This is a genomic window from Amycolatopsis sp. MEPSY49 (genome assembly GCF_051337345.1).
GTDB lineage: Bacteria > Actinomycetota > Actinomycetes > Mycobacteriales > Pseudonocardiaceae > Amycolatopsis.
The window spans coordinates 578672-603407 of sequence record NZ_JBDLYJ010000002.1; the positions used below are offsets into that span (position 1 = coordinate 578672).

Annotated in this window: 27 protein-coding genes and 1 tRNA gene; 13 read left to right on the forward strand and 15 right to left on the reverse strand. The window is 73.3% G+C overall.

What is annotated here, in order from left to right; all coding sequences use genetic code 11:
* Positions 1-2: 2 nt before the first annotated feature.
* Positions 3-1370 carry a 30S ribosomal protein S12 methylthiotransferase RimO gene (gene rimO, locus ABFJ78_RS11815; RefSeq protein ID WP_436385937.1) on the forward strand — a complete coding sequence of 456 codons (1368 nt, stop codon included), beginning with the start codon at positions 3-5 and terminating at the stop codon, positions 1368-1370.
* On the opposite strand, the gene bla is transcribed toward rimO, so the two are convergent.
* On the reverse strand, positions 1354-2250 hold the full coding sequence (gene bla / locus ABFJ78_RS11820; RefSeq protein WP_436385938.1) for a class A beta-lactamase: 897 nt from the start codon (positions 2248-2250) through the stop codon (positions 1354-1356). The two genes, rimO and bla, sit on opposite strands and share 17 nt — an antisense overlap.
* A 102-nt stretch (positions 2251-2352) precedes the next feature.
* Here bla and ABFJ78_RS11825 point away from each other — a divergent pair, with 102 nt between their 5' ends.
* Together ABFJ78_RS11825 and ABFJ78_RS11830 are read left to right on the forward strand one after the other, a co-directional pair.
* The gene (locus ABFJ78_RS11825; RefSeq protein ID WP_436385940.1) at positions 2353-3216 is read left to right on the forward strand and encodes a LysR family transcriptional regulator; all 864 of its coding nucleotides are present in this window, start codon (positions 2353-2355) and stop codon (positions 3214-3216) included.
* Positions 3213-4115: a serine hydrolase gene (locus ABFJ78_RS11830; protein WP_436385941.1), complete on the forward strand. Its 903-nt coding sequence runs from the start codon at positions 3213-3215 to the stop codon at positions 4113-4115. Before ABFJ78_RS11825 ends, ABFJ78_RS11830 begins: the two co-directional genes overlap by 4 nt.
* Positions 4116-4169: 54 nt before the next feature.
* Here ABFJ78_RS11830 and ABFJ78_RS11835 read toward each other — a convergent pair whose 3' ends face one another.
* Positions 4170-4571, reverse strand: coding sequence for a RidA family protein (locus ABFJ78_RS11835; RefSeq protein WP_436385943.1), 402 nt, complete (start codon positions 4569-4571; stop codon positions 4170-4172).
* 75 nt (positions 4572-4646) lie between these two features.
* Here ABFJ78_RS11835 and ABFJ78_RS11840 point away from each other — a divergent pair, with 75 nt between their 5' ends.
* The gene (locus ABFJ78_RS11840) at positions 4647-5609 is read left to right on the forward strand and encodes a helix-turn-helix transcriptional regulator (protein ID WP_436385945.1); all 963 of its coding nucleotides are present in this window, start codon (positions 4647-4649) and stop codon (positions 5607-5609) included.
* Between the two features lie 75 nt (positions 5610-5684).
* Here the strand turns inward: ABFJ78_RS11840 and ABFJ78_RS11845 are convergent, their stop codons facing one another.
* Positions 5685-6251: an isochorismatase family protein gene (locus ABFJ78_RS11845; RefSeq protein ID WP_436385946.1), complete on the reverse strand. Its 567-nt coding sequence runs from the start codon at positions 6249-6251 to the stop codon at positions 5685-5687.
* 55 nt (positions 6252-6306) lie between these two features.
* Here ABFJ78_RS11845 and ABFJ78_RS11850 point away from each other — a divergent pair, with 55 nt between their 5' ends.
* Positions 6307-6588 carry a hypothetical protein gene (locus ABFJ78_RS11850; protein ID WP_436385948.1) on the forward strand — a complete coding sequence of 94 codons (282 nt, stop codon included), beginning with the start codon at positions 6307-6309 and terminating at the stop codon, positions 6586-6588.
* On the opposite strand, the gene ABFJ78_RS11855 is transcribed toward ABFJ78_RS11850, so the two are convergent.
* Together ABFJ78_RS11855 and selD are read right to left on the reverse strand one after the other, a co-directional pair.
* Positions 6585-6797, reverse strand: coding sequence for a DUF2795 domain-containing protein (locus ABFJ78_RS11855; RefSeq protein ID WP_436385949.1), 213 nt, complete (start codon positions 6795-6797; stop codon positions 6585-6587). The two genes, ABFJ78_RS11850 and ABFJ78_RS11855, sit on opposite strands and share 4 nt — an antisense overlap.
* Before the next feature lie 35 nt (positions 6798-6832).
* A complete protein-coding gene (gene selD, locus ABFJ78_RS11860; RefSeq protein WP_436385950.1) occupies positions 6833-7825 on the reverse strand; it encodes a selenide, water dikinase SelD in 993 nt (330 codons plus the stop codon).
* Positions 7826-7879: 54 nt separating this feature from the next.
* Between selD and ABFJ78_RS11865 the strand changes: the two genes are divergently transcribed.
* From ABFJ78_RS11865 to nrfD, 6 genes are all read left to right on the forward strand, one after another.
* Positions 7880-7974: transfer RNA gene (locus ABFJ78_RS11865), tRNA-Sec, on the forward strand.
* Positions 7974-9257, forward strand: coding sequence for an L-seryl-tRNA(Sec) selenium transferase (selA, locus tag ABFJ78_RS11870; protein WP_436385952.1), 1284 nt, complete (start codon positions 7974-7976; stop codon positions 9255-9257). The genes ABFJ78_RS11865 and selA overlap by 1 nt, the downstream gene beginning before the upstream one ends.
* On the forward strand, positions 9248-10963 hold the full coding sequence (selB, locus tag ABFJ78_RS11875) for a selenocysteine-specific translation elongation factor (RefSeq protein ID WP_436385953.1): 1716 nt from the start codon (positions 9248-9250) through the stop codon (positions 10961-10963). Before selA ends, selB begins: the two co-directional genes overlap by 10 nt.
* 279 nt (positions 10964-11242) lie before the next feature.
* Positions 11243-14470 carry a formate dehydrogenase gene (gene fdh, locus ABFJ78_RS11880; RefSeq protein ID WP_436385954.1) on the forward strand — a complete coding sequence of 1076 codons (3228 nt, stop codon included), beginning with the start codon at positions 11243-11245 and terminating at the stop codon, positions 14468-14470.
* Complete coding sequence (locus tag ABFJ78_RS11885) at positions 14463-15308, forward strand: 4Fe-4S dicluster domain-containing protein (RefSeq protein ID WP_436385956.1); 846 nt, start codon at positions 14463-14465, stop codon at positions 15306-15308. Before fdh ends, ABFJ78_RS11885 begins: the two co-directional genes overlap by 8 nt.
* Positions 15305-16228 (forward strand): NrfD/PsrC family molybdoenzyme membrane anchor subunit, encoded by a 924-nt coding sequence (gene nrfD / locus ABFJ78_RS11890; RefSeq protein WP_436385957.1) that lies wholly within the window; start codon positions 15305-15307, stop codon positions 16226-16228. The genes ABFJ78_RS11885 and nrfD overlap by 4 nt, the downstream gene beginning before the upstream one ends.
* Here nrfD and ABFJ78_RS11895 read toward each other — a convergent pair.
* The 10 genes from ABFJ78_RS11895 to ABFJ78_RS11940 all read right to left on the reverse strand — a co-directional run bounded on the left by ABFJ78_RS11895 (position 16206) and on the right by ABFJ78_RS11940 (position 22840).
* Complete coding sequence (locus ABFJ78_RS11895) at positions 16206-17087, reverse strand: alpha/beta fold hydrolase (protein WP_436385959.1); 882 nt, start codon at positions 17085-17087, stop codon at positions 16206-16208. The two genes, nrfD and ABFJ78_RS11895, sit on opposite strands and share 23 nt — an antisense overlap.
* A gap of 68 nt (positions 17088-17155) precedes the next feature.
* On the reverse strand, positions 17156-17338 hold the full coding sequence (locus ABFJ78_RS11900; RefSeq protein ID WP_436385961.1) for a CsbD family protein: 183 nt from the start codon (positions 17336-17338) through the stop codon (positions 17156-17158).
* Between the two features lie 94 nt (positions 17339-17432).
* Positions 17433-19223, reverse strand: a complete 1791-nt coding sequence (locus tag ABFJ78_RS11905) for a complex I subunit 5 family protein (RefSeq protein WP_436385962.1) — start codon at positions 19221-19223, stop codon at positions 17433-17435.
* Between the two features lie 4 nt (positions 19224-19227).
* Positions 19228-19563 carry a sodium:proton antiporter gene (locus ABFJ78_RS11910; protein ID WP_436386770.1) on the reverse strand — a complete coding sequence of 112 codons (336 nt, stop codon included), beginning with the start codon at positions 19561-19563 and terminating at the stop codon, positions 19228-19230.
* 5 nt (positions 19564-19568) lie between these two features.
* Positions 19569-20303 carry an MnhB domain-containing protein gene (locus ABFJ78_RS11915; protein WP_436385963.1) on the reverse strand — a complete coding sequence of 245 codons (735 nt, stop codon included), beginning with the start codon at positions 20301-20303 and terminating at the stop codon, positions 19569-19571.
* Positions 20300-20536: a Na(+)/H(+) antiporter subunit B gene (locus ABFJ78_RS11920; RefSeq protein ID WP_372665374.1), complete on the reverse strand. Its 237-nt coding sequence runs from the start codon at positions 20534-20536 to the stop codon at positions 20300-20302. Before ABFJ78_RS11920 ends, ABFJ78_RS11915 begins: the two co-directional genes overlap by 4 nt.
* Positions 20533-20832 carry a monovalent cation/H(+) antiporter subunit G gene (locus ABFJ78_RS11925; RefSeq protein ID WP_436385964.1) on the reverse strand — a complete coding sequence of 100 codons (300 nt, stop codon included), beginning with the start codon at positions 20830-20832 and terminating at the stop codon, positions 20533-20535. The genes ABFJ78_RS11920 and ABFJ78_RS11925 overlap by 4 nt, the downstream gene beginning before the upstream one ends.
* Positions 20829-21083 (reverse strand): hypothetical protein, encoded by a 255-nt coding sequence (locus tag ABFJ78_RS11930; protein WP_086675478.1) that lies wholly within the window; start codon positions 21081-21083, stop codon positions 20829-20831. The genes ABFJ78_RS11925 and ABFJ78_RS11930 overlap by 4 nt, the downstream gene beginning before the upstream one ends.
* The gene (locus ABFJ78_RS11935) at positions 21080-21541 is read right to left on the reverse strand and encodes a hypothetical protein (RefSeq protein WP_436385965.1); all 462 of its coding nucleotides are present in this window, start codon (positions 21539-21541) and stop codon (positions 21080-21082) included. Before ABFJ78_RS11935 ends, ABFJ78_RS11930 begins: the two co-directional genes overlap by 4 nt.
* Before the next feature lie 39 nt (positions 21542-21580).
* The gene (locus ABFJ78_RS11940; protein WP_436385967.1) at positions 21581-22840 is read right to left on the reverse strand and encodes a cation:proton antiporter domain-containing protein; all 1260 of its coding nucleotides are present in this window, start codon (positions 22838-22840) and stop codon (positions 21581-21583) included.
* Positions 22841-23026: 186 nt separating this feature from the next.
* Here ABFJ78_RS11940 and ABFJ78_RS11945 point away from each other — a divergent pair, with 186 nt between their 5' ends.
* Positions 23027-23371 (forward strand): hypothetical protein, encoded by a 345-nt coding sequence (locus ABFJ78_RS11945; protein WP_436385968.1) that lies wholly within the window; start codon positions 23027-23029, stop codon positions 23369-23371.
* Positions 23372-23409: 38 nt separating this feature from the next.
* The gene (locus ABFJ78_RS11950) at positions 23410-24732 is read left to right on the forward strand and encodes a cytochrome P450 (protein WP_436385969.1); all 1323 of its coding nucleotides are present in this window, start codon (positions 23410-23412) and stop codon (positions 24730-24732) included.
* Positions 24733-24736 lie beyond the last annotated feature (4 nt).

A 24736-nucleotide genomic window follows, 5' to 3' on the forward strand; every position in this document is an offset into this window, starting at 1 on the left:
CCGTGCGCACGGTTTCCCTGGTCACCCTGGGCTGCGCGCGCAACGAGGTCGACTCCGACGAGCTCGCCGCCCGGCTCGGCGGCTCGGGCTGGCAGCTCGCCGAACCCGGGGCCGAAGCCGACGTCGTCGTGGTGAACACCTGCGGCTTCATCGAAGCGGCGAAGAAGGAGTCGATCGACACGGTCCTCGCCGCGTCCGGCAAGGGCGCGAAGGTCGTCGCCGTCGGGTGCATGGCCGAGCGCTACGGCGCGGAACTCGCCGACGCGCTCCCGGAGGCGGACGCCGTCCTGTCGTTCGACGACTACCCCGAGATCGGCGACCGCATCGAGGACGTCCTCCAGGGCCGGACCCGGCCCGCGCACACCCCGCGTGACCGGCGGACGCTGCTGCCCATCACGCCGGTCCAGCGGCCTGCGGCGGCCGTGGCCCACGTACCCGGGCACGGCCCGGCCGGCGGCCCGCGGGTGCTGCGGCACCGGCTCGGCGGCGGCCCGATCGCGCCGCTGAAACTGGCGTCGGGCTGCGACCGGCGCTGCACGTTCTGCGCGATCCCGAGCTTCCGCGGCGCGTTCGTCTCCCGGCCGCCCGCCGAGATCCTCGCCGAAGCCGAGTGGCTGGCCGGCCACGGCGTGCGGGAACTGGTGCTGGTCAGCGAAAACTCGACGTCGTACGGCAAGGACCTTGGCGACCTGCAGGCGCTGGAGAAGCTGCTGCCCAAGCTCGCCGGCGTCGCCGACCGCGTCCGGGTCAGCTACCTGCAGCCCGCCGAGCTGCGGCCCACCCTCCTCGAGGCGATCGCCGCGACACCGGGCGTCGCACCGTACTTCGACCTGTCGTTCCAGCACGCGAGCGGCCCGGTGCTGCGCCGGATGCGCCGCTTCGGCGACCGCGAGCGGTTCCTGCAGCTGCTCGAGCGGATCCGTGCGGTGGCACCGGACGCCGGGGTCCGCTCCAACTTCATCGCGGGTTTCCCCGGCGAGACCGACGCCGACTTCGCCGAGCTGAAGCTGTTCCTGGAGCAGGCCCGCCTGGACTCCGCCGGGGTGTTCGGCTACTCGGACGAGGACGGCACCGAGGCCGCGGGATTCCCGGACAAGGTGCCGGCCCCGCTGCTCGCCGAGCGCGTCGAGGAGCTGTCGGTCCTCGCGGACGAGGCGGTCTCCCGCCGCGCGGCGGAGCGGGTGGGCAGCGTGGTCGAGGTGCTGGTCGGAGCCGCCGGGCTCGGCTGGGCGGCGCACCAGGGCCCGGAGGTCGACGGGCACGTGACGTTCGCGGGGGAGGCACCGGAACCGGGGTCGCTCGTGCGGGCGGCGGTCGTCGGCACCCACGGCGTCGACCTCCGGGTCCGTGTCCTCACCGAAGAGCGCTGAACGCGAGTTTCGCCGCCGCGGCGATCAGCCGGTCGTCGTGGTCGGCGTGCTCGGTCTTCTTGTCCGACGTCACCACCAGCACGATCGGCGCGCGCCCGGGTGGCCAGACGATCGCGATGTCGTTGCGCGTCGCGTATTCGCCGGTGCCCGTCTTGTCGGCGACCACCCAGCCCGCGGGCGCGCCCGCGCGGATCAGGGCCGCGCCGGTCAAGTTGGCCTTCATCATGTCCGTCAGGATCTGCCGCTTCTCCGGCGGCAACGCGCTCCCGAGGGTGAACGCACGCAGCGTCGTGGCCATCGCCCGCGGGGTGCTGGTGTCCCGGACGTCGCCCGGCGCGAGGTCGTTGAGGCCGGGTTCGATCCGGTCGACGTGCGTGGTCGTGTCGCCGATCCCGCGCAGCGCGGCGGCGAGCCCCTGCGGTCCGCCCAGCTCCCGGAACAGCAGGTTCGCCGCGGTGTTGTCGCTGTAGCGCAGGGCCGCGTCGATCGCGTCGCGCAGGGAAATGCCGGTCTCGACGTGCTTCTCGGTGACCGGTGAGTTCTCCTGAAGGTCGGCCCGGGTGTACTTCAGCACCTTCGCCAGCCCGTCGACGTTCGTGCGCTGGAGCACCGCGGCGGCCGAGAACGCCTTGTGCGTCGAGGCATAGCCGAAGCGCTCGTCGGCGCGGTGAGTGAGTTCGCGGCCGGAGCCCGTGTCGACGGCGTACACGCCGAGACGCGCGTCGAACTCCCGCTCCAGCGGCGCGAAGTCCGCCTGCGGGGCAACGGCCGCGCTCGACGCCACGGGCGGCGGTGGCGCGGGTGCTTCGGCGGCGCAGGCGGTGAGCGAAACGAGGACCAGCGCGGCGAGCGCGGTCCGGTGGACGTGGGGCAACGGCACGGGACACCCTTTCCGATCTTGACCGACTCCCGCAGTCTCACCGGCTCCGCTCATGCTGTCCAAGACGGAAACGCGCGGTTCGATGCCGAAATCGCATAGAGTGTGGTCGTGGACCTGGTCGGCGGCTGCAGGGCGTTCGTGAGCGTGAGCGAGGCGGGGAGCTTCACGGCGGGCGCGGCGGTCGCGCGCATCCCGCAGCCGGTCGCGAGCCGGCGGATCGCCGCGCTGGAACGGCACTTCGGCGAACGGCTCTTCGACCGCTCGACCCGGCGGGCGCGGCTGACGCCGTTCGGCCGGGACGTCCTGCCCTCGGCGAAACGGCTGGTGCAGCTGGCCGACACGCTGGAACACGACGCTCGGCTCGCGCGGCTGCGGCCGATGCGCGTGGCGGTCCCGGACACCTGCGGCGTGCGCGAGCTGGCGGAGCTCGCCGCCGAGGCCCGCGCGCTGGCGGTCCACCTCGAGTTCCGCGTCGCGCCGCCGGGGGAGCGGGCCGAGCTCGTCCGCACCCAGGAAGTGCGGGCGGCGCTCGTCGCCGTCCCGGCCGATGAAGGAGCGTGGTCCGTGCCGCTGGGCCTGGCCGGGGTGGTGGCCCCGAAGGCGCGGGTCGTGCACCTGGAGACGTTGCGGGCCGGGCGGTCCGGCGGCCCGCGCCGGCACGTGTGGCTCCAGCCGGAGGACGACGTCCCGCACGTGCGGGATCCGCTGCTGCGGGCCCGCGACGCCGTGGGGCTGCCGCCCGCCCAGGTCGAGGTGGCCGGCTCGCTGACCGCGGCGGCCGCGGCGGTGTTCGGCTCGGCGGACCTCCTGCTGTGCTCGCGCGCGCAGGCCTCTGAGCTGGGGCTGCACTGGCGGCCGGTCGGCGAGGTCGCGCTGGCGCGCGGGTTCGCCGTAGTGGGAGAGGACGCCGAGCGGGTGCGGAAGCTCGCGCCGGCGATCGGCCGATGCCTGGGAGCCGAGGCGTGAGCGGGGAAGCACTGGTCCGGCAGCTGCGGGCCGAGCTGGCCGACGGCGGGCTGCGCGGGTCGTTCCTGGTCCGCGACCTGCGGTCCGGGCACGAGCTGGGCATCGACCCGGACCGGGTCTACCCGATCGCGTCCCTGGTCAAGGTCCCGCTGGCGGCGGCGACGCTGGAGCGCATCCGCCGTGGTGAATTGGACGGCGCGACGCAGCTGGAGGTCGCGCCCGGCGGGGTCACCACGCCGGGGCCGATCGGCCTGACGCGGTTCCGCCACCCGGCCCGGATCGCCGTCGACGACCTGGTGTACCTGAGCACGGCGCTGAGCGACGGCGTGGCGGCCGACGTCCTGTTCGGCCTGACCCCGCCGGCCGAGATCATGCGGACGCTGGACGGGTGGGGCCTGTCCGGGATCGCCGTGCGCCACCTGATGGCGGACCTCGTCGACACCCCGGCCGAGCGTTTCCACGCGGGCGAGGTGGACCTGGCGCACGCGCTGGCGATCGGCGCGGGCACGGCGGGCCGCGGGCACCGGCTGGCTCAGCTGGACGTGACGCGCGCGAACGCGGCGTCGGCGCGGGCGGTGCTCGACCTGCTGCAGGCGTTGTGGACACCGTCCCGGATCGACCCGGCGGTGGCGGCGGGGGTGCGGGAGCTGATGGCGCACAACGTGATCCGCCACCGGCTGACCCCGGACTTCGCCTCGGACGCGGCCCGCTGGTCGTCGAAGACGGGGACGCTGCTGAACCTCCGCCACGAGGCGGGGGTGGTCGAGCACGCGGACGGCCGCGTGTTCGGCGTGGTGGCGCTGACGGAATCGCGGGTCCCGGCGGTCCTGCAGCCCGAGGCGGACGTGCTGATGGCCCGGGTGGCCCGGGAACTGCGAGACCACTTGCGGGGAGCGTGAAGCGCGCGTACGGCTTCGAGCGGTCGGAGTGTTGACCGCTCGAAGCCGGACGTCTTACGCGACCGCCGTGCCCTCCAGCTCGATCAGCTGGCCGGGGATGGCCAGCCGCGTCACGCCGAGCATCGTGGTCGTCGGTGCCACTCCGGCGGCGCCGAGCCGGGCCGCCAGCACGCCGTAGTGGGGGAAGAGCCCGTCGACGTCGGTGGTGTAGACGTTCAGCCGGACGAGGTTCGCCAGGGACATGCCGGCCTCGGCGAGCACGGCCTCCACGTTGTCCAGGCTCAGTGCCAGCTGGGCGGCCATGTCACCCTCGTGCTCGGGCTTGCCGTCGGCGTCCGTGGCGGTTTGCCCGGAGCAGTACAGGGTCCGGGTGGCCCCGGAGACGAGCTCCCCTTGGTTGAACCCCAGTTCCCCCGACCACGGCCACGGGTTGACCGCCGTGCGTTGTGCGTTCACATCAGCTCCTTTCGAGAGCCGGAGCCTCTCGGCAAATCACGACACCTGCTGTCGTGTTTTCGCTAGGTTGTCGGCATGCGTGCCGACCGGCTGGTGTCGCTGGTGCTGTTGCTGCGTCAACGCGGCCGGCTGACGGCGGACGCCTTGGCGAGCGAGCTGGAGGTGTCGACGCGCACGGTGCTGCGCGACATCGAGGCGCTGTCGTCGGCGGGTGTCCCGGTGTACGCGGAACGCGGCCGCCACGGCGGGTTCGCGTTGCTGCCGGGATTCCGGACGGAGCTGACGGGCCTGAACCACGACGAGGCCTTGGCGCTGCTGTCCACCGGGCTCGGCTTCGGCCTGGAATCGGCGCTGGCGTCGGCACGCCGCAAGGTGGTCGACGCACTGCCCGAACCCCACCGCGCGACGGCTCGCGACGCGGCCAGCCGGTTCCTGGTGTCGCCGGAGACGGATTTGCTTTCCCGCCGAGTGGCTCCCGCCGAGGTCCCGGAGCCGACGATGGCCGAGATCCGCCGGGCGGTATCGGCGGGCCACAAGCTGCGGATCCACTACGCGGCGGTGAGGGAACAGCCCCAGTGGCGCACGGTGGACCCGATCGGTCTGGTGACGGTCCGCGACCGCGGTTATCTGCTGGCGACGAGATCCGGCGCGGACCGGACGTACCGCTTGTCGCGGGTGCTGGCGGCTTCGGAACTGGGGGAGCCGGCGGAGCGCCCTGGCGAGGTCGACCTGGACCGGGCATGGCGAGAACGCTGCGCGCGCTTCCTGTCGGACGGCCACATGGCGGTGCAGGTGAAGGTGAACCCGCGGCGGCGGGAGGACCTGCTGCGCATGGCGGTCGCGGGACGGGCGATGGACGTGGAAGACACCGACGAGTGGCTGCGGCTGGAGGTGACGTTCCAGGACCTGCGCCACGCGGAGTGGGCGCTGTGGCAGCTGGGAGCGGAGGTGGAGGCGCTCGGACCGGAGGTGTTGCGGAAAAAGTTGCGCGCCAGGGCCGCGGCGATCGCGGCCCGGTATGAGGGCGCGGGTGAGTGACACCGCCGCGTTGGTTCACCCTCCGCCGGCTCACCCCCGGCCGCTCCCGCCAACCTTTTCCCCGCCCAGCCGACCTCAAGCCGAAGCAGCCACCCCGAAGTCCACCTCAGCGGTCTTGACCGTCCCGGCGGTCCGCCCCGGAGCGGTCTGGAACTGCCAGTACAAGTTGGTGTGCGCGATAACGGCCCCCGGCTCGGGAGCCCCGTACGCCGACAAGTCCTCCGTGGTGTGCGCGTCCGCCACCAAAGTGGCGTCATAACCCCGGGTGAACGCCCCGTGCAGGGTCGACCGGATACAGGCATCCGTCTGCGCCCCGGCGACCACCAGCCGGCCGACACCCAGCGAAGACAGCACCGGCTCCAAATCGGTGTCCTCGAACGAGTCCCCGTACTCCTTGTGCACCAAGGCTTCCCCCTCACCCCGCACCAGCTCCGGCACGTACTCCCACACCTCGCTCCCGCGCGGCAGCTCCTCGCTCGTGTGCTGCACCCACACGACCGGAGTCCCGCCGGCGCGCGCCTTCTCCACCAGCGCGACGAGGTTGGCGAGGACCGCCGCGCGGTCGTGGGCCTCCTTCATGACGCCGTTCTGGACGTCGACCACGAGGAGTGCGGTGTTCGGGCGATCCGGCAAAGTCGTCATGCGGGCCACCTTAACCGCGGGCACCGACAGTTTTCCGCACGTAGCATGACCCGCCATGGACTACGGGATGCTGCTGCTCGGGATCGTCCTGCTCGTCGTGGTCGTCGGGCTGGGCTCGTCGAACACCGAACGCAGGCTCAGCCGCCGGCTCGACCGGATGGAACGGAAGCTGGACGCCATCGTCGCCCAGCTCGGGGTGACCGTCGAAGAACCGGGCCTCGCCGAGGTCACCGCGCTGCTGCGCGAAGGCAAGAAGATCCAGGCCATCAAGGTCTACCGCGAAAACACCGGCGCGGACCTCAAGGAAGCCCGCGACGCCGTGGAGCGGCTCGCCTAGGGCGCGCCACCGATGTGCTTGGCCGACACCGCCTCCCACACGGCGTCGAAGTTCTCGTACTGGTCGCCTTCGGTCAGGCCGCCGAGCGAGCCGAGCACGGCGTCGCCGCCGCCGGTCGCGGCCGCGCGCCGGAGGAGCTCGTCCCGGCCGCACGGGTATTCGGTCTCGGCCAGGTGCTGTTCGAGGCTGGAACGGTCCGGTGCAGGCATGATCCCCGCGTACCCGCGCCGGACGGCCCGAAAACTCAGCCCACGACGATCGTGTGGTCCCCGCGCGCCACGAGCTCCCCGATCACCGGGTGCCCCGGCAGCTCGCCGGCGACCAGCAGCCCGCCGGACGTCTGCGCGTCCGCCAGCAGCAGTGCCTCGTCCGGGGAAATCCGGGAGACGTCCACGTACGGGCGCACCCAGTCGAGGTTCCGGCGCGTCCCGCCGCTGACGTACCCGTCGCGCAGGGCCTCGCGCGCCCCGTCGAGATAGGGCACCGCGGCCGGGTCGAGGCGGGCCGTCACCCCGCTCGCCCGCGCCAGCTTGTGCAGGTGACCGAGCAGCCCGAAGCCGGTGACGTCGGTGGCGCAGACGGCCCCGGCGGCGAGGGCGGCGCGGGCCGCGGCCCTGTTCAACGTCGTCATGACGTCGATCGCCTGCGCGAACCGCTCGCCGGTCGCCTTGTGCCGCGAGTTCAGCACGCCGACCCCGAGCGGCTTGGTCAGCGTCAGCGGCACGCCCGCGCGCCCGGCGTCGTTGCGCAGCAGCCGCGAAGGATCCGCGACGCCGGTGACCGCCAGGCCGTACTTCGGCTCCGGGTCGTCGATGCTGTGCCCGCCGGCCAGATGGCAGCCGGCCTTGCCGCAGACGTCGAGCCCGCCGCGCAGCACCTCGGCCGCGAGCTCGAACGGCAGCGTCTCGCGCGGCCAGCCGAGCAGGTTGACCGCCACCACCGGCGTGCCGCCCATGGCGTAGACGTCGGACAGCGCGTTGGCCGCGGCGATCCGCCCCCAGTCGTAGGCGTCGTCGACGACCGGGGTGAAGAAGTCCGTGGTCGCGATGAGCGCGGTCGTCCCGGAGATCCGGACCGCCGCCGCGTCGTCGCCGGTGTCGAGGCCGACGAGCAGCTCGCCGGCGGGGTCGGCGGGGGAACTCCCGGTGAGGCCGCGGACAGCCTCTTCCAGCTCGCCGGGCGGGATCTTGCACGCACAGCCGCCACCGTGCGCGTACTGCGTCAGCCGGTACTCCACCGGTTCATCGTGCCCGCCGGGCGCGGAGTTGGCAGGATGGTCGCCATGGTGCAGGGAGGCGTATCCGGCCTGGTGACCGGCACGGTCTTCAAAACCGGTGAGCGGCAGGTCCTGCCGCTGGCGGGTTCGATTCCCGTCCGCCTCCGCCATGCCTGACCCCCGCCGCGCGATCCCGCGGACCGACGCGGTGCTGGCCGAGCCCCGCGTCGCGAAGGCGGCCGGGACACTCGGGCGCGACCTGGTCAAAGCGGTGGTCATCGAAGTCCAGACGGCCGCTCGGCAGGGCGAGATCGCTCCGGGCGACGTCGTCGACGTCGTCCTCGCGCGGCTCCCGGCGAGCGCGGCGTCGCTGCGGCCGGTGGTCAACGCGACCGGCGTCGTCGTGCACACCAACCTCGGCCGCGCCCCGCTGTCCGCGGCCGCGCTGGACGCCCTGGTGGCGGCCGGCGGCGCCACCGACGTCGAGTTCGACCTGGCGACCGGCGAGCGCGCCCGGCGCGGGCGCGGCGCCCTCGCGGCGCTCGCCGCCGCCGTCCCGGACGCCGGTGGGGTGCACGTCGTCAACAACAACGCGGCCGCCTTGCTGCTCTGCGCGCTCGCCCTGGCCCCGGGCCGCGAGATCGTCGTCAGCCGGGGCGAGCTGGTCGAGATCGGGGACGGCTTCCGCATCCCCGACCTTCTGGCGTCGACCGGCGCCCGGCTGCGCGAAGTCGGCACGACGAACCGGACTTCCGTGCGCGACTACGCCGAGGCGATCGGCCCGGACACCGGGTTCGTGCTCAAGGTGCACCCGTCGAACTACCTGGTCACCGGGTTCACGTCGGAGGCGGCGCTCGGCGAGCTGGCCGGGCTCGGCGTGCCCGTCGTCGCCGACATCGGGTCCGGGCTGCTGGCCCCGCACCCCCTCCTGCCGGACGAGCCGGACGCCGCGAGCGCCCTGCGCGCGGGCGCCACGGTCGTCACGGCCAGCGGCGACAAGCTCCTCGGCGGCCCGCAGGCCGGCCTCCTGTTCGGCGCGGCCGACGTCGTCGAACGGCTGCGGCGGCACCCCGCCGCACGGGCCTTGCGCGTTGACAAGCTGACCCTCGCCGCCCTCGAAGCGACGTTGCGCGGGCCGAAAGCCCCGGTGCGCGAGGCGCTCGACGTGTCCGCCGACAGCCTGCAGCGCCGAGCGGACCTCCTGGTCCGGGCCTGGGACGGCATCGACGCCCGGGTGGTCCCGTCGGTCGCGGCCGTCGGCGGCGGGGGAGCGCCGGGCGTCGAGCTGCCCAGCGTCGCGGTGAGCCTGCCCGCCCGGTACGCCGGCGCGCTCCGGACCGGCGAGCCCGCGGTCGTCGGCCGGATCGAACGGGACCGGTGCCTGCTCGACCTGCGGACCGTGCGGCCGGAAGAGGACGCGACTCTCCGGGAAGCCGTCCGCCGATGCGGGTGATCGTCACCGCCGGACACGTCGACCACGGAAAGTCGACGCTGGTGCGCCGGCTGACCGGGATGGAGCCGGACCGGTGGGCCGAGGAACGCCGCCGCGGGCTCACCATCGACCTCGGCTTCGCCTGGACGCGGATCGGCGACGAGGACGTCGCGTTCGTCGACGTGCCGGGCCACGAGCGGTTCGTGCCGAACATGCTCGCGGGCGCCGGGCCCGCGCCGGCGGTGCTGTTCGTCGTCGCGGCCGACGAGGGCTGGATGCCGCAGTCGGCCGAGCACCTCGCCGCGCTCGACGCGTTCGGCGTCCGCCGCGGCCTGCTCGTCGTCACCAAGGCCGACCGGGCCGACCCGGCGGCGGCGACGGCGGAAGCACTGGGCGAGATCGCCGCGACGTCGCTGGGCGCGGTGCCGAGCGTCGCCGTCAGCGGGACCACGGGCGCGGGCTTCGCCGAGCTGCGCGCGGAGATCGGGACCCTGGCCGAGGGGTTGCCGACGCCCGATCCGGACGCTGACGTCCGGCTGTGGATCGACCGCGCGTTCACCGTTTCGGGGGCCGGCACGGTCGTCACGGGCACCCTCGCGGCGGGGACGATCGCGGTCGGCGACGAGCTGCTCCTCGGGGACACGCGGGTGAAGGTCCGTGGTTTGCAGGCGCTCGGGAAATCCCACGACCGGGTGACGGCGGTGGCCCGCGTGGCCGTGAACCTGCGCGGCACCGCGCGGACCGACGTCCGCCGCGGCGATGTCCTGCTCACGCCGGGCCGGTGGCACGCGACGGCCGAGTTCGACGTCCGGCTGCGCGGCGCGGACGTCCACCGGCACCTGGTGCTGCACTTCGGCACGGCGGCGGTGCCGGTCCGCGTCCGTCCACTCGGGACGGACACCGCGCGGCTCACGACGGCGTCCGCGCTGCCGCTGCGCGTCGGCGACCGCGGGCTGCTGCGCGACCCGGGCGAGCACCGGATCGCCGCCGGGTTCGACGTCCTCGACGTCCGGCCGCCGTCCTTGGCCCGCCGCGGCGCGGCCCGGGCCCGCGGCGAGGAGCTGGCGGACCGGGACCTGGCCGGGACCTACCTGCGCCGGCACGGTTTCGTGCCGGCGCCGGACTTCGCGGCGATGGGCCTGCCGGAGACGGGCGAAAAGATCGGGGACTGGTTCGCCGACCCGGCGCGCGTCGCCGGGCTGCGCGCCGAGGCCGCCGCGCTCGTCCGGGGCTGGGACGCCCTGGCCGCGGGAATGCCGGTGGAAGCGCTGCGGCACCGGCTCGGGCTGCCCGCGCCGGAGCTGGTCGCTCCGCTGCTGGCGGGCACGGGGTTCGAAGTCACCGGCGGGCTCGTGCGCCGGCCCGGCGCGGGCCTGGACCCGGCCGTCGAGAAGGCCCTGGAGACGGTGACGAAACGGCTCGCCGAGCAGCCGTTCCGCGCGCCGGAGGCGGACGAGCTGCGCGCGCTGGGCCTGGGCCGCCGCGAGCTGGCGGCGGCGGTGCGCCTCGGCAGGCTGACGGCGGTCGCGGAGGGCGTGGTGCTCGGCCCGGACGCCGAGGAGCGCGCGGTGGCCGAGCTGCGCGGGCTGCCCCAGCCGTTCACGGTTTCCGAGGCCCGGCGGGCCCTCGACAGCACCCGCCGGGTGATGATCCCGCTGCTGGAGCGCCTCGACGCGGCGGGCATCACGCAACCATTGGGTGACGGGACTCGCCGGTGTAGTGAATGACTCATTCATGGCGTCGGGTGACAGGGTCTCGGCAAAGTCGTGGTCGCGCGGTCTGCCCGGCGTCGCGGCGATGTCATGAAAGGGTCGTTCATGTCGTCTGACGAGGTGAACGACCCTTTCATGGCGTGCGGGCGATCGGATCGGCCGCGCCGACCTGACTTAGCCGGGACCCTGTCGTCCTGACTTAGCCGGGACCCTGTCGTCCGGTGACATGAATGAGTCATTCACTACGTGTGGTTAGACCTGCGAACCGCGGGTATCGCTACTACCGTGCCAGGTATGGGTGTGCGTCGGTGGCTCGAAGGCTGGCCGGTGTACCGGCAGCTGACCGGTCCCGACCGGACCGCGCGCGCCGCGGCGGCCAAATCGGACGGTTCGGAGAAATGGCACGCCCGCACCGAAGACGCCGACAAAGTGGTCAAGTCCGTCTGCCCGTTCTGCGCCGTCGGCTGCGGCCAGAAGGTCTACGTCAAGGACGGCCGCGTCACGCAGATCGAAGGCGATCCCGACTCGCCCATCTCGCGCGGCCGGCTCTGCCCGAAGGGCTCGGCCAGCAAGCAGCTCGTGACCAGCCCGAGCCGCGTCACCGAGGTCCTCTACCGCCGCCCGTACGGCACCGACTGGGAGCGCCTGCCCCTCGAGAAGGCGATGGACATGATCGCCGACCGGGTCCTCAAGACCCGCGACGAGACGTGGCAGGACGTCGACGACCAGGGTCGCAGGCTCAACCGCACGCTCGGCTTCGCCAGCCTGGGCGGCGCGACGCTGGACAACGAAGAGAACTACCTGATGAAGAAGCTCTACACCGCGCTCGGCGCGATCCAGATCGAGAACCAGGCGCGTATTTGACACTCCGCCACGGTTCCCGGTCTGGGGACCTCCTTCGGTCGTGGCGGCGCCACGACGTTCCAGCAGGACCTCGCCAACGCCGACTGCATCGTCATCCAGGGCTCGAACATGGCCGAGTGCCACCCGGTCGGGTTCCAGTGGGTGATGGAGGCGAAGGCCCGCGGCGCGAAGATCATCCACGTCGACCCGCGGTTCACCCGCACCAGCGCGGTCTCGCACGTCCACGCGCCGTTGCGCGCCGGTACGGACATCGCGTTCCTCGGCGGCCTGATCAACTACGTCCTGAGCAACGAGAAGGACTTCCGGGAGTACGTCCTCGCCTACACGAACGCGGCCGCCATCCTGCGTGAGGACTTCCAGGACACCGAGGACCTCGACGGCGTCTTCTCCGGTTACGACCCCGAGCGCCGCCAGTACGACATGACGACCTGGGAGTACGAGGGCGCGTCGACCGTGCCCGCGGCCGGGTCCACCGACCCGGAGCAGCCGGGCGAGCCGGGTTCGGAGAGCCAGCACGGCGGCGAAGGCCACCAGAGCACGGCCCGCGCCGACACCTACGGCAGTGGCGGCGCGGCGGTCGGCGCCAAGCCGGAGACCGACGAGACGCTGCAGCACCCGCGCTGCGTCTTCCAGGTGCTCAAGCGCCATTTCGCCCGCTACACGCCTGAGCTGGTCGCCGACGTCTGCGGCCTGCCGGTCGAGCAGTTCCGGGAGATCGCCGAGGCGATCACCGCGAACTCCGGCCGCGACCGGACGACGGCGTGGGTGTACTCGGTCGGCTGGACGCACCACACTGTCGGCGCGCAGTACATCCGCACGGCGTCGATCCTGCAGACCCTGCTCGGCAACATCGGCCGTCCCGGCGGCGGCATCCTCGCGCTGCGGGGCCACGCCAGCATCCAGGGCTCCACCGACATCCCGACGCTGTTCAACCTGCTGCCGGGCTACATCCCGATGCCGCACGCGCACCAGCACCAGAGCCTCGACGACTTCGTCGCGGCGGACGCGGGCAAGACCGGGTTCTGGGGCAACATGCGCTCCTACGCCGTCAGCCTGCTGAAGTCCTACTGGGGCGATTCGGCCCAGCCGCACAACGACTTCCGCTTCGGCTACCTGCCGCGCCTGACCGGCGACCACGGGACGTACGCGACCGTGCAGAAGCAGATCGAGGGGGAGTGCAAGGGTTACTTCCTGGTCGGGGAGAACCCGGCGGTCGGCTCGGCCAACGGCAAGTTCCAGCGGCTCGGCCTGGCCAACCTCGACTGGCTCGTCGTCCGCGACCTGCAGCTGATCGAGAGCGCGACGTTCTGGAAGGACGGCCCCGAGGTCGAGACCGGCGAGCTGAAGCCCGAGGAGATCGGCACCGAGGTCTTCTTCCTGCCCGCCGCCGCGCACACCGAGAAGGACGGCAGCTTCACCAACACCCAGCGCCTGCTGCAGTGGCACCACAAGGCCGTCGAACCGCCCGGTGACGCCCGCAGCGACCTCTGGTTCTACTACCACCTGGGCCGGATCATCCGGGAACGCGTCGGCGACGACCCGCGGGACGCGCCGATCCGCGACCTCACCTGGAGCTACCCGGTCGAGGGACCGACCGACGACCCGAGCGCGGAGTCGGTGCTCGCCGAGATCAACGGCCACGGCCCGGACGGCCCGCTCTCGGCGTACACGCAGCTGAAGGACGACGGCTCGACGGCGTGTGGCTGCTGGATCTACTGCGGCGTCCGCGCGGGCGGGAAGAACCAGGCCGCGAACCGGCAGCCGGGCAGCGAGCAGGACTGGGTCGCCAAGGGCTGGGCGTGGGCCTGGCCGGCGAACCGGCGAATCCTCTACAACCGCGCGTCGGCCGACCCGGACGGCAAGCCGTGGAGCGAGCGCAAGAAGCTGCTCAGCTGGGACGCCGAGCAGGGCAAGTGGGTCGGCCCGGACGTCCCGGACTTCGAGCCCACCAAGGCGCCCGACCACGTACCGCCCGAGGGGGCCAAGGCGCAGGACGCGCTCGGCGGGCGCGACCCGTTCATCATGCAGACCGACGGGAAGGCGTGGCTCTACGTCCCGGCCGGCCTGGCCGACGGCCCGCTGCCCACGCACTACGAACCGTTCGAGAGCCCGGTGGAGAACGCGCTGTACGGCCAGCAGGAGTCCCCGACGCGCCAAACCCTCGAGAGCCCGGCGAACCCGTACAACCCGGCGCGTAGCTCGGTGTACCCGTACGTGTTCACCACCTACCGGCTCACCGAGCACCACACGGCGGGCGGGATGAGCCGGACGCTGCCCTACCTTTCGGAGCTGCAGCCGGAGTTCTTCTGCGAGGTCTCCCCGGCGCTCGCGGCCGAACGCGGCCTGGAGAACGGCGGCTGGGCGACGATCATCTCGGCGCGGACGGCGATCGAGGCCCGCGTGCTCGTGACCGAGCGCGTGAAGCCGTTGAAGGTCCGCGGCCGGACCATCCACCAGGTCGGACTGCCGTACCACTGGGGGCCGAACGGCCTCTCGCGCGGCGACGCGGCGAACGACCTGCTGTCCATCGTGATGGACCCGAACGTGCACATCCAGGAGTCGAAGGCGGCCACCTGTGACATCCGGCCGGGCCGCCGCCCGCGCGGCGCCGCGCTGCCGGCCATGGTCGAGGAGTACCGGAGGCGAGCCGATGGCTGAGTACGGCACCCAGCCCCGGATGGGGTTCTTCACCGACACGTCGGTGTGCATCGGCTGCAAGGCCTGCGAAGTGGCGTGCAAGGAGTGGAACGGCGTACCCGACCGCGGCGAGCTGGACCTGCTCGGCTCGTCCTACGACAACACCGGCGCGCTGGGCTCGAACACCTGGCGGCACGTGGCGTTCGTCGAGCAATCCAAGCCCGCCGCCCCGGCACCGTCTACAGTGGACTTGGGGATGCCGGACGTCGGCGCGCCGGGGCAGGACGAGCCGGGCGTGCGCTGGCTGATGTCGAGCGACGTCTGCAAGCACTGCACGCACGCGGCCTGCCTCGACGTCTGCCCGACCGGCTCGTTGTTCCGCACCGAGTTCGGCACCGTCGTCGTGCAGCAGGACATCTGCAACGGCTGCGGTTACTGCGTGCCGGCGTGTCCGTACGGGGTCATCGAAAAGCGCGAGCCGGACGGCCGCGCGTTCAAGTGCACCCTCTGCTACGACCGGCTCGGCGCGGGTATGGAACCGGCGTGCGCCAAGGCGTGCCCGACCGACTCGATCCAGTTCGGCGAGCTGGATGAGCTGCGTGAACGCGCCGACGAGCGGGTGCGGACGCTGCACGACTCCGGCGTGCCGGAGGCGCGGCTCTACGGCCGTGACCCGGACGACGGCGTCGGCGGCGACGGCGCGTTCTTCCTGCTGCTGGACGAACCCGAGGTCTACGGGCTGCCGCCGGACCCGGTCGTCACGACCCGGGATCTGCCGGCGATGTGGAAGCGGGCCGCGGTGACGGCGGCCGGCGTGGCCGCTGCGCTGGCGATGTCGTTCCTGGGGCGGCGCCGATGAGCCCGCGTCGCGAGCCGGCGATGGTCGAGCCCGCCGAGTTCAGGTCCTACTACGGCCGGCCGATCCTCAAGGAGCCGGCGTGGAAGCAGCCGGACGTGCCGCTCTACCTGTTCCTGGGCGGCGCGGCGGGCGCGTCGGCGACGATGGCGGCGCTCGCCGACGTCACCGGGCGGCCGGCCCTCGTGCGCGTGGGCCGGATCGTGGCGTCCGGCGGGTCCCTCGCGAGCGTCGTGGCGCTGATCCACGACCTGGGCAGGCCGACGCGGTTCCTGCACATGCTGCGGGTGCTGAAGCCGACGTCGCCGCTTTCGGTGGGGTCGTGGATCCTGTCGCCGTTCTCGGGGCTGGCCGCGGTGGCGGCGGCGTCCGAGGTGACGGGGAAGCTGCCGCTGATCGGCAAGCTGGCGGGGGCGGGCGCGGCCGTGCTGGGCCCCGCGATGTGCACGTACACGGCGGTGCTGCTGGCGGACACGGCGACACCGTCGTGGCACGAAGCCCACGGGACGCTCCCGGTGCTGTTCGCGGGCAGCGCGGTGACGAGCGGCGCGGGCGCGGCCATGCTGGCGGCACCCGCGGGCGAAGCCGGCCCGGCGGTCCGCGCGGGGCTCGCGGGAGCGGTGGCGGAACTGGTGGCCGAACACCACCTGGAGACCGGCTTGGGGTTGGTCTCGGAGCCGTACCGGACGGGCCGCGCGGGCAAGCTGCTGAAGGCGGCGAAGGCGTTGACGGCGGCCGGCGCGGGACTTTCGTTGCTGGCGAGCCGGAACCGGGCCGCCGGCGTGGCGGCGGGCGCGGCTTACCTGGCTTCGGGACTGTGCACGCGGTTCGGCGTCTACGCGGCGGGCGTGGCGTCCACAAAGGACCCGAAGTACGTGGTGGTGCCGCAGCGGGAACGGCTCAGCCGGCGGGCAGGCGGCTGAAGAAGCGGGTCAACGCGGCGGCGAGGTCCTGCGGGTTCTCCTCGGCCACGTGGTGACCGGACCTGATGGCGTGCCCGCGGACGTCCTCGGCCCAATTCCGCCAGACGCCCAGGACGTCCCCGTACAGATCCGCCATGTCGTCGTCACTGGACCACAGAACCAGTGCGGGGCAGGAGATCCGCCGGCCCGCAGCCCGGTCGGCGTCGTCGTGGGCGCGGTCGACGCCGAGGCCCGCCCGGTAGTCTTCGAGCATGGCCGTGACGGTGGCCGGATCGTGGATCGCGCGGTGGAAGTCGGCGAAGTTCTCCTCGCCGAGACGCTCGGGTGTGTTCCGGGTGGCTACGTCGTACCAGGCGTCCGGGTCGGCGGTGATCACCCGTTCGGGCTTTTCCGGCTGGGCGAAGAAGAACCAGTGGTACCACTCGCGGGCGAACCGGGCGTCGCAGCGGGCGAGGGCTTCGCCGATCGGGACGGCGTCGAGGATGGCCACGCCGCGGACCACGGACGGGTGATCGAAGGCCAGCCGCGTCGCCACGTAGGCGCCGCGGTCGTGGCCCGCCACGAAGAACCGGTCGTGCCCGAGCCGCCGCATCAGCGCGACGCTGTCGGCCGCCATGACGCGTTTGCTGTACGCCGCGTGGTCCGCGCCGGCCGGCGGTTTGGTGGACTCGCCGTAGCCGCGCGTGTCCGGGCAGACGACGGTGAACCGCTCCGCGAGCCGGGGTGCCACGCGGTGCCACGTCGTGTGGGTGCGCGGGTGCCCGTGCAGCAGCAGGACCGGTGGCCCCGAGCCGCCGTGGCGGACCCGTAGCGTCACTTCACCGACATCGACGCGGTCGAGCGTGAAGCCATCGAACAAGATGCCTCCTCGAGACGAAAACTGCCGCACCCCGGCGGACCGGGGTGCGGCAGCGGCAGGACTACGGGTCAGTCCTTGTCCTCGACGCCCTTGACGGCGTCCTTGATCTTCTCGCCGGCCTGCTTCAGCGAACCCTTGGCCTGGTCGGTCTTGCCCTCGGCCTGCCACTGCTCGTTGCCCGTGGCGTCGCCGACGGCTTCCTTCGCCCGGCCCTTGAGCTCTTCGCCCTTGTTCTCGAACTTGTCGTTCATCGGGGTGCACCTTCCGTCGCGGCGACATTTCCGGATCGGCCAGTCGCCAAAAGGGCCTTGACATCGGGTTACCCAGTGCTCGGCGGCATACACATCAAAGCCGCACGAGCGCCGTGAGGGCGGTCACGCCCACGAGCAGCCACGCGACGTAGTCCCCGACGTGGCCGGAATGCCCCTGGTGCAGCGCGTCCAGCGCCGTCCGGACCGGTCGCGGCCAGGACGGGAGCCGGTGGGGCCAAAGGGCTGCCGCGGCGATGCCGAGCGCCAGCAGGACCGTGCCGCCGCCGAACAGCAGGCCGGACGACGTCCATTCGGCCGTCACCGGCGGCAGCGACCCCGGCGAGCCGACCGCGGGCAGGACGTCGTGCAGGAACCCCTCGCGATCGGCCTCCTGCCGCCCGGCCGTGACGGCGGCGTCGCGCAGCCACGGGACGGCGAGCGCGGCGGCCAGCGCGGTCACGATCGCGGCGATCATCGTCACCGGCGTGCGCTCGATGCGGCGGCCCGTCTCGGGTTCCTCGTCGGTGCCCGGGGTGCGGTCGCCGTCGTCGCGGCGCGGGGGCCGCCCGCGTCCGAAGTAAACACCCAGGCCGGCCCGCAGCACCGCACCCGCCGTCACCGCGGTGACGACGACGAACACGGCCACCAGCCAGCCGTACCCGGTCCGCTCGAGCGCGTGCTCGACCACGTCCTTGCCGAACGCGACGCCGAACGGCGGCAGCCCGGCCAGCACCAGGCCCGCGAGCAGGAACAGGCCGCCCTCGAGCCGGGAATGCCCGCACTTGCCGAACAGCTCGTCCTCGTCGACGCTGCCGTAGCGGTCCTTGAGGATCCCGACGAGCAGGAACAGCGCCGCCTTGGCGCCCGCGTGCCCGGCCACGGCCAGCAGGAACCCCGTGCTCGCCGCGCCGTCGGCGGCGGCCAGTCCACAAAGGAACAGCCCGGTGTGCGCGATCGTCGAGTAGGCCAGCAGCCGTTTCAGGTGCCGCTGGGTGAAGCACAGGACGGCCCCGAGCACCGCGCTCGCGATCCCGAGCACCAGCAGCACCCGGGCGAACGCGCCGTCGTCGAGCACCCCGCCGAACACCGTCCGCCGCACCCGGAGCACGCCGTAGGCACCCAGCTCGACCATGACGCCGGAGAAGAGCACGCACACCGGCGTCGGCGCGACCGCGTGCGCGTCGGCGAGCCAGAAGTGGAACGGCACCGCGGCCGCCTTGACCAGCAGGCCGGTGCAGACGAGCACGAACGCGGCGAGCACCAGCGCGTCCGCGGGCTTGCCGTCGAGGGCGACGCCGAGCTGCGCCAGGCCCAGCTGCCCGCCGCGCGCGTACAGCAGGCCGATCCCCATCAGCGTGAAATACGCGCCGAGGGAGTTCACCACGCCGAAGTTCAGCGCGCCCTGGACGGAGTCGGCCTCCTCGACGCGGTACCCGGTCAGCGCGTAGGCGACGCCGCTCATCAGCTCGAAGAACACGAACAGGGTGAACAGGTCCCCGGTGAGCAGGAAGCCGAGCATGCCGGTGAGGAACAGCAGCATCATCGCGTGGTAGCGGGCTTCGACCGCCTCGAAGTAGCGCCAGCTGTAGACCAGCGCGCACGTCGTCAGGAACGACGCCAGCAACGCGAGCGTCGTGTTGAGCCCGTCGGCCGCCAGGACGATGCCCAGCGAGCGGGCGCCGTCCGGGTGGTGCCCGCCCAGCCAGACCACCACCCGGCCGTGCTGGACGGCGGCGAGCAGCACGGCGGTCAGCACCGTGGCGGTCAGCGCGGCCGCGGTCGCGAACCCGTCGGCCACCACCCGCGGCAGCACCCGGCCCAGGCCGAGCAGCAGGCACGCGGCCAGCAGCGGCAGCGCGACCACGAGGGACGGCAGCGCGGACATCGCCTCAGCCTCGCAACGCGCGCAGCTCGTCGGGATCGACCGTCCCGTGGCGCTTCGAGATCTGGATGGTCAGGCCGAGCAGCAGCGCGGTGATCGTCGCCGACACGACGATGTCGGTCAGCGTCATCGCCTGCACCATCGGGTCCACCACCGGCTGCCGCTGGTCCTGGCCGACGATCGGGGCGCCGGCGTGGTCCTGGTAGCCGATCCCGAGCAGCAGCACGTACGTCCCGGCCTGCGCCACCGACAGGGAGACGACGGTGTGCACGAGGTGCCGGCTGCGCACGATGCCCACCGCGCCGACCAGCAGCAGCCAGCCGGCCACGCAGTAGCAGGCCATCCCGATCACGCGGTCTCCTCCCGGATCAGGCCCTGCCCGAGGAACTGGGCCAGCAGCACGACGAGCCCGGCGGCGACCTCGATCCCGACCAGGACGCTCAGCACCGGCACCGTGCCCGCCGACAGCAGCGAGCCGAACTCGCCCGTCGGCAGGACGTTGGCGAGGAACGCACCGCCGGCGACCAGGCCGGCGAGCCCGGTGACGACGTACAGGCCGGTCGCCGCCGCTTCGGCGTACTCGCACCAGTCGATCGGGCGCAGCCGCGCGAGCGCCGGGTAGCTGCCGGAGATGTAGAGCAGGTGCCAGCCGGTGGCCAGCACCACCCCGCCCTGGAAGCCGCCGCCCGGAGTGAGGTGGCCGTGCGCGACGACGTCCAGGCCGAGCAGCAGGGTCACCGGCAGCAGCAGGTAGCCGGCGACCTTGACCACCGGCATGACGTACCCGCGCTGCGGTTCGATCCGCCGACGTTCCTCTTTGGACGGTTGTAGCAGCGACAGCGTGCCGACGACCGCGGCGGCGACGATGGTCTCCTCGCCCAGGGTGTCCAGCGCGCGCAGGTCGAAGTTGATCGACGACACGAGGTTCGGCGTCGCCCGCGCGAGGGCGGCGGGCAATGCGAGGTCGCGGTAGACGTGCAGGTCACCGCCGAAGCCGGGCATCCGCAGGAACGCCGTCACGAACAGGACGGCGACGCCGAGCGCGCCGGCCGCGCACAGCCACGTCCGGGCCCGCAGCGTCATCGCCCGCCCACCTTCCGGATGGTGAGCAGCACGAGCAGCGGCACGACGGCCGACCCGACGGCCAGCTCCGAGAGCGCGACGTCCGGCGCCTGGAGCACGACGAACAGCAGCGTCAGGCACAGGCTGAACAGCGACAGCGTGATGGCCTGCCGCCGCGGGTCGGGGGTGGCCACCACCGCGAACCCCGCGACGGCGACGAACGCGAGGACGACGAGCAGCACGACCGTGGTCACGACGGCAGGTCCTCGTCGATCGCGCCCCGCCGCCGCGCCTCGACGCGCCCGGCGGCGGACTGCAGCACCGGGCCGGTCACGGCCAGCAGCACGACGGTGAGCAGGATGGCGCCCGACCCGAGGTGCCACCCCGAGGCCAGCGCCAGCCCGACACCGACGAGCGGCGCGCCCAGCGTCGTCACCGGGGCGAGCAGGTGCAGCCGGTTGAGCAGTGTCTTGGCCCGCAGCATCGCCAGCGCGGAGACCACGACGACGGCGACCCCGGCGAAGACGAGAACCTGCGCGACGACCGTCATTCCGTCGTCCCCAGCAGCCGGATGAACAGCAGCGTGCCCGCGAAGGCCAGCACGGTCAGCACCAGCGGCAGGATCACCGCGCTCGACGGGCCGTACGCCTGGACGAGCAGGAGCAGCGTGAGCACGGTGACCGGGCCGGCGAGCTGGAGGCCGGCCAGCCGCCCGATGGCGTCCCCGCGCGCGGCCAGCCACAGCGCCGGGCCGAGGCCGCCCGCCATGAGCAGCACGGCGGCGACCAGCCAGCCGGTCACCGGCGCACCTCGTCCAGCACGCGGGAGCCGCCCTCGAGCAGCCGGTGGACGACCAGTTCGCGCTCGGCTGAGGAGTTTTCGGGAGTGGCGACGACCATCGTCCCCGGGGTGCTGCCGACGACGGCGGCCGCGCAGGCCGCTCTGGCTTCGTGGACCGCGTCGGGCTCGGCCGGCAGTTCGAGCGTGTCGAACCGGCCCGCGCGCGGGTGCCGCAGGACCTCGACCAGGGCACGGCCGGATTCGCGGACCGCCGTTCCCGGGACCGCGAGCAGCCACCGCAGCCAGCCCGCCCGGGGCCGCCACGCACCGCCGACGGCCCGGCGCGCGGCGCGGGCCGCGAACGCGCACGGCACCGCCGCCACGCCCGCGGCCACGAGCTCCGGCCACGACGGCGTCGACAGCGTGAGGACCCACAGGCCGGTCAGGCCGAGCCACCAGGGCAGCACTTCGGACAGCACGTCGGCCGGAGTACCCCGGCGTCGCGTCCGCCAACCGGCTCAGTGGGCGGGCAGGTGACCGCCCATCCGCTCGATCCGCTGGATGGCGGGCTCCGCCAGGATGCCGTGGACCAGCACCGACACGGCCACGGCGAGCGCGCCGACCCGCCACAGCACGCCCTGCTCCGCCAGCGGCAGCCGGTCGAGCGCGTAGGCGAGGTAGAAGAGCGTGCCGATGCCGCGGACGCCGAAGAACGCGATGGCCAGCGTCGCCGGCCGGCCGGCCGAGGACCCGAGCAGGGAGAGCCAGCCGACCACCGGCCGCACCACCAGCACCGCGACCACGGCGATGACGACTTCCAGCGGACGGAGGCCGCGCAGCAGCCCGTCGCCGATGGCGAGCCCGAGCCCGAGCAGGGCGAGCGGGACGAAGAGCCGTTCCAGCTGGTGGCCGAACGCGTGCAGGACGCCGTGGTAGTCGTGCTCCCGCTCCTGCTTGCGGACCACGACCGCGGCGGTGAACACGGCGACGAACCCGTTGCCGTGGGCCAGTTCCGAAAGCGCGTACGGCAGGAAGGCGAGCGCCAGCAGGACCAGGCCGTCGCCGTATTCGGCGAGCCGCAGCCGGTCCGACGACGTGTGGAAGATCGCCCAGCCGAGCCCGCGCCCGGCGACCAGGCCGACCACCACGCCGGTCACGACCGGCAGCAGCAGGTCGACGAGCACCCACGAGACGGCCAGGTTCGGCCTGCTGCCCGCCATCGCGAGCCCGAGCAGGACGAACGGCATGGCCAGCCCGTCGTTGAACCCCGCCTCGGTGGTCAGCGTGAAGCGGATTTCGTTGTCCCGGGCCAGTTCCGGCTCGACGTCCGGGTGCGGCACGCCGATGTCGCCGGCCAGCACCGGGTCGGTCGGCGCCAGCGCCGCGGCCAGCAGCAGGGCCACGCCGGGCGCCAGCGCGAGCCACCAGTACCCGAGCGCGGCGATCGCCAGAATCGACAGCGGCATGGTCAGGGCGAGCAGCCGCCACGTCGAACCCCAGCGCTTCAGGCCGAACGGGCGGTCCACGGACAGGCCCGCCCCGGCGAGCGCGACGAGGATCCCCAGCTGGGTGAACGATTCGACGCCGTGCAGGTGGGCCGCGGGATCGCTCCAGCCGTTGCCGTAGGGCGCGGGCAGCGGGAGCAGGCCCAGGACGATCCCGGCGATCAGCATCACCAGCGGCACCGAGAACGGCCGGTCCGCCACGAGCTTCGGCACGATGGCCGCGGCGAGGGCGAGCAGCCCGGCCACCCCGAACAACACGGTCAACGACGACAACGTTCCTCCAGCCCGCTCGTGCCGTGGTGCCGCCCGGGCGGGAGGTCCGTGCGCGCGGGTCCCGGCCGAGCGTGAGCCGGGATCCGCCGACGCCCCCGCGCGGCCGGATGCGCGTAGCGTGGCCGGGAGGTGACGTCGCGCCCGGGGTTCCCGGTGCGCGGGCGGCGAAACCGGTCAGGAGGCGGCGTGACGGCGGCGAACGGGGCCGGACGGCCCTGCCGGTTCTGCGGCGCGGTGCGCGGCCCGCGCGTCCCAGGCAAGGCCGGGCCGATCTGCGTGGAGTGCGTGCGCGCCGGGCTGAAGGTGGTGCGCGACGGCGCGGACCGCGAAACGCCGAGCGGGGATGTGCTGGCGGCGGTGACGTCGCCGCGGGCCGCGGTGTGCGAGTTCTGCGGCCGCCGGGAGCGGCGGACGTTCCTCGGCCTGCGGCGCCCGCTGCTGCGGGTCGACTGTGCCGCGCGGGACGCGGTGATCTGCGCCGACTGCCTGGACCACGCGGGTGACGTGCTGAACCTCGCGCTGCGTCACTGACGGTGTTTCCGTTTCCGCCACTCGGGTAACCGGGCGGTATGACGTCCACTCAGGTGACCCGACCGGTGACCGCTTCCGTCACCGAGACCCTGCGCGTCGCGGCTGAAGTGGCGCTGCCCATCCTCGCGGGCGGAGTGATCAAACGCCGTCCGGCCGTGCTGGGGCTGGCCGGCAAGCTGCAGGTCGACCGCCCGGCCGTCAAGCTGCTCACGCGGCTGCGGGACCGGTACGACGGGCGCCCGCTGAAGCTGCGCGTTCCCGGCCGGTCGGTGGAGCTGGCCCTGTCCGGTGCGGACGTCGGCACGCTGCTGGCCGGCGCGCCGACGCCGTTCAGTCCGTCCACAGTGGAAAAGCGCGCCGCGCTGGGCCACTTCCAGCCGCACGGCGTGCTGATTTCCGATGCAGCCGACCGCCGTCCGCGGCGCCGGTTCACCGAAGCCGTGCTGGAGCCGGGCCGTCCGCTGCACGAGCTGGCGGCGCCGTTCGCCCGCGCGATCGCGGACGAAGCCGCCGTCCTGCTCGGGGGGACCGAGCTGACCTGGGACACCTTCAACGTCGCCTGGTGGCGGCTGGTGCGCACGATCGTCCTCGGCCCGGGCGCCCGCGACGACGAAATGCTCACCGACCTGCTGGAGCGGCTGCGGCTGGACGCGAACTGGGCGTACCTGCACCCACGGCGCAAGCAGGTGCGCGAGCGCTTCCACGCCCGGCTGGCCGAGCACCTCGGCCGCGCCGAACCGGGCAGCCTGGCGGCGGCGATCGCGTCGGCCGGGGACGACGGCACCGCGGTCGACCAGGTGGCGCACTGGCTGTTCGCCTTCGACGCGGCGGGCATGGTGACGTTCCGGACCCTGGCCCTGCTGGCCACCCACCCGGCGGCGCTCGAGCGGGCCCGTGCGGAACTGCCGGACGCCGACCCGGCCGAGCCGCAGCAGCTGGGCTACCTGCGCGCGTGCGTGCTGGAAGCGGTCCGGCTGTGGCCGACGACGCCGATGATCCTGCGCGAGACGACGGAGGAGACGGCGTGGGGCCCGGCGGGCACGACGGTCGTGATCTTCACGCCGTTCTTCCACCGGGACGCCGAACTGCCGTACGCCGACCGCTTCGAACCGGACATCTGGCTGGACGGCCGCGCGGAGGCGAACCCGGCGCTGGTGCCGTTCAGCGCGGGCCCGGCGATCTGCCCGGGCCGCGACCTCGTCCAGTTCTGCACGAGCACGCTGCTGGCGAACCTGGTGCGTGACCGCGGGTTCGAGCAGCAGACCGGCCCGGTCCTGGCCCCGGACCGCCCGCTCCCGGCCACCCTGGACAACTTCCACTTGAAGTTCGGTGTGCGGCCGGTGCCGCCACGCGAACCGTGACGAC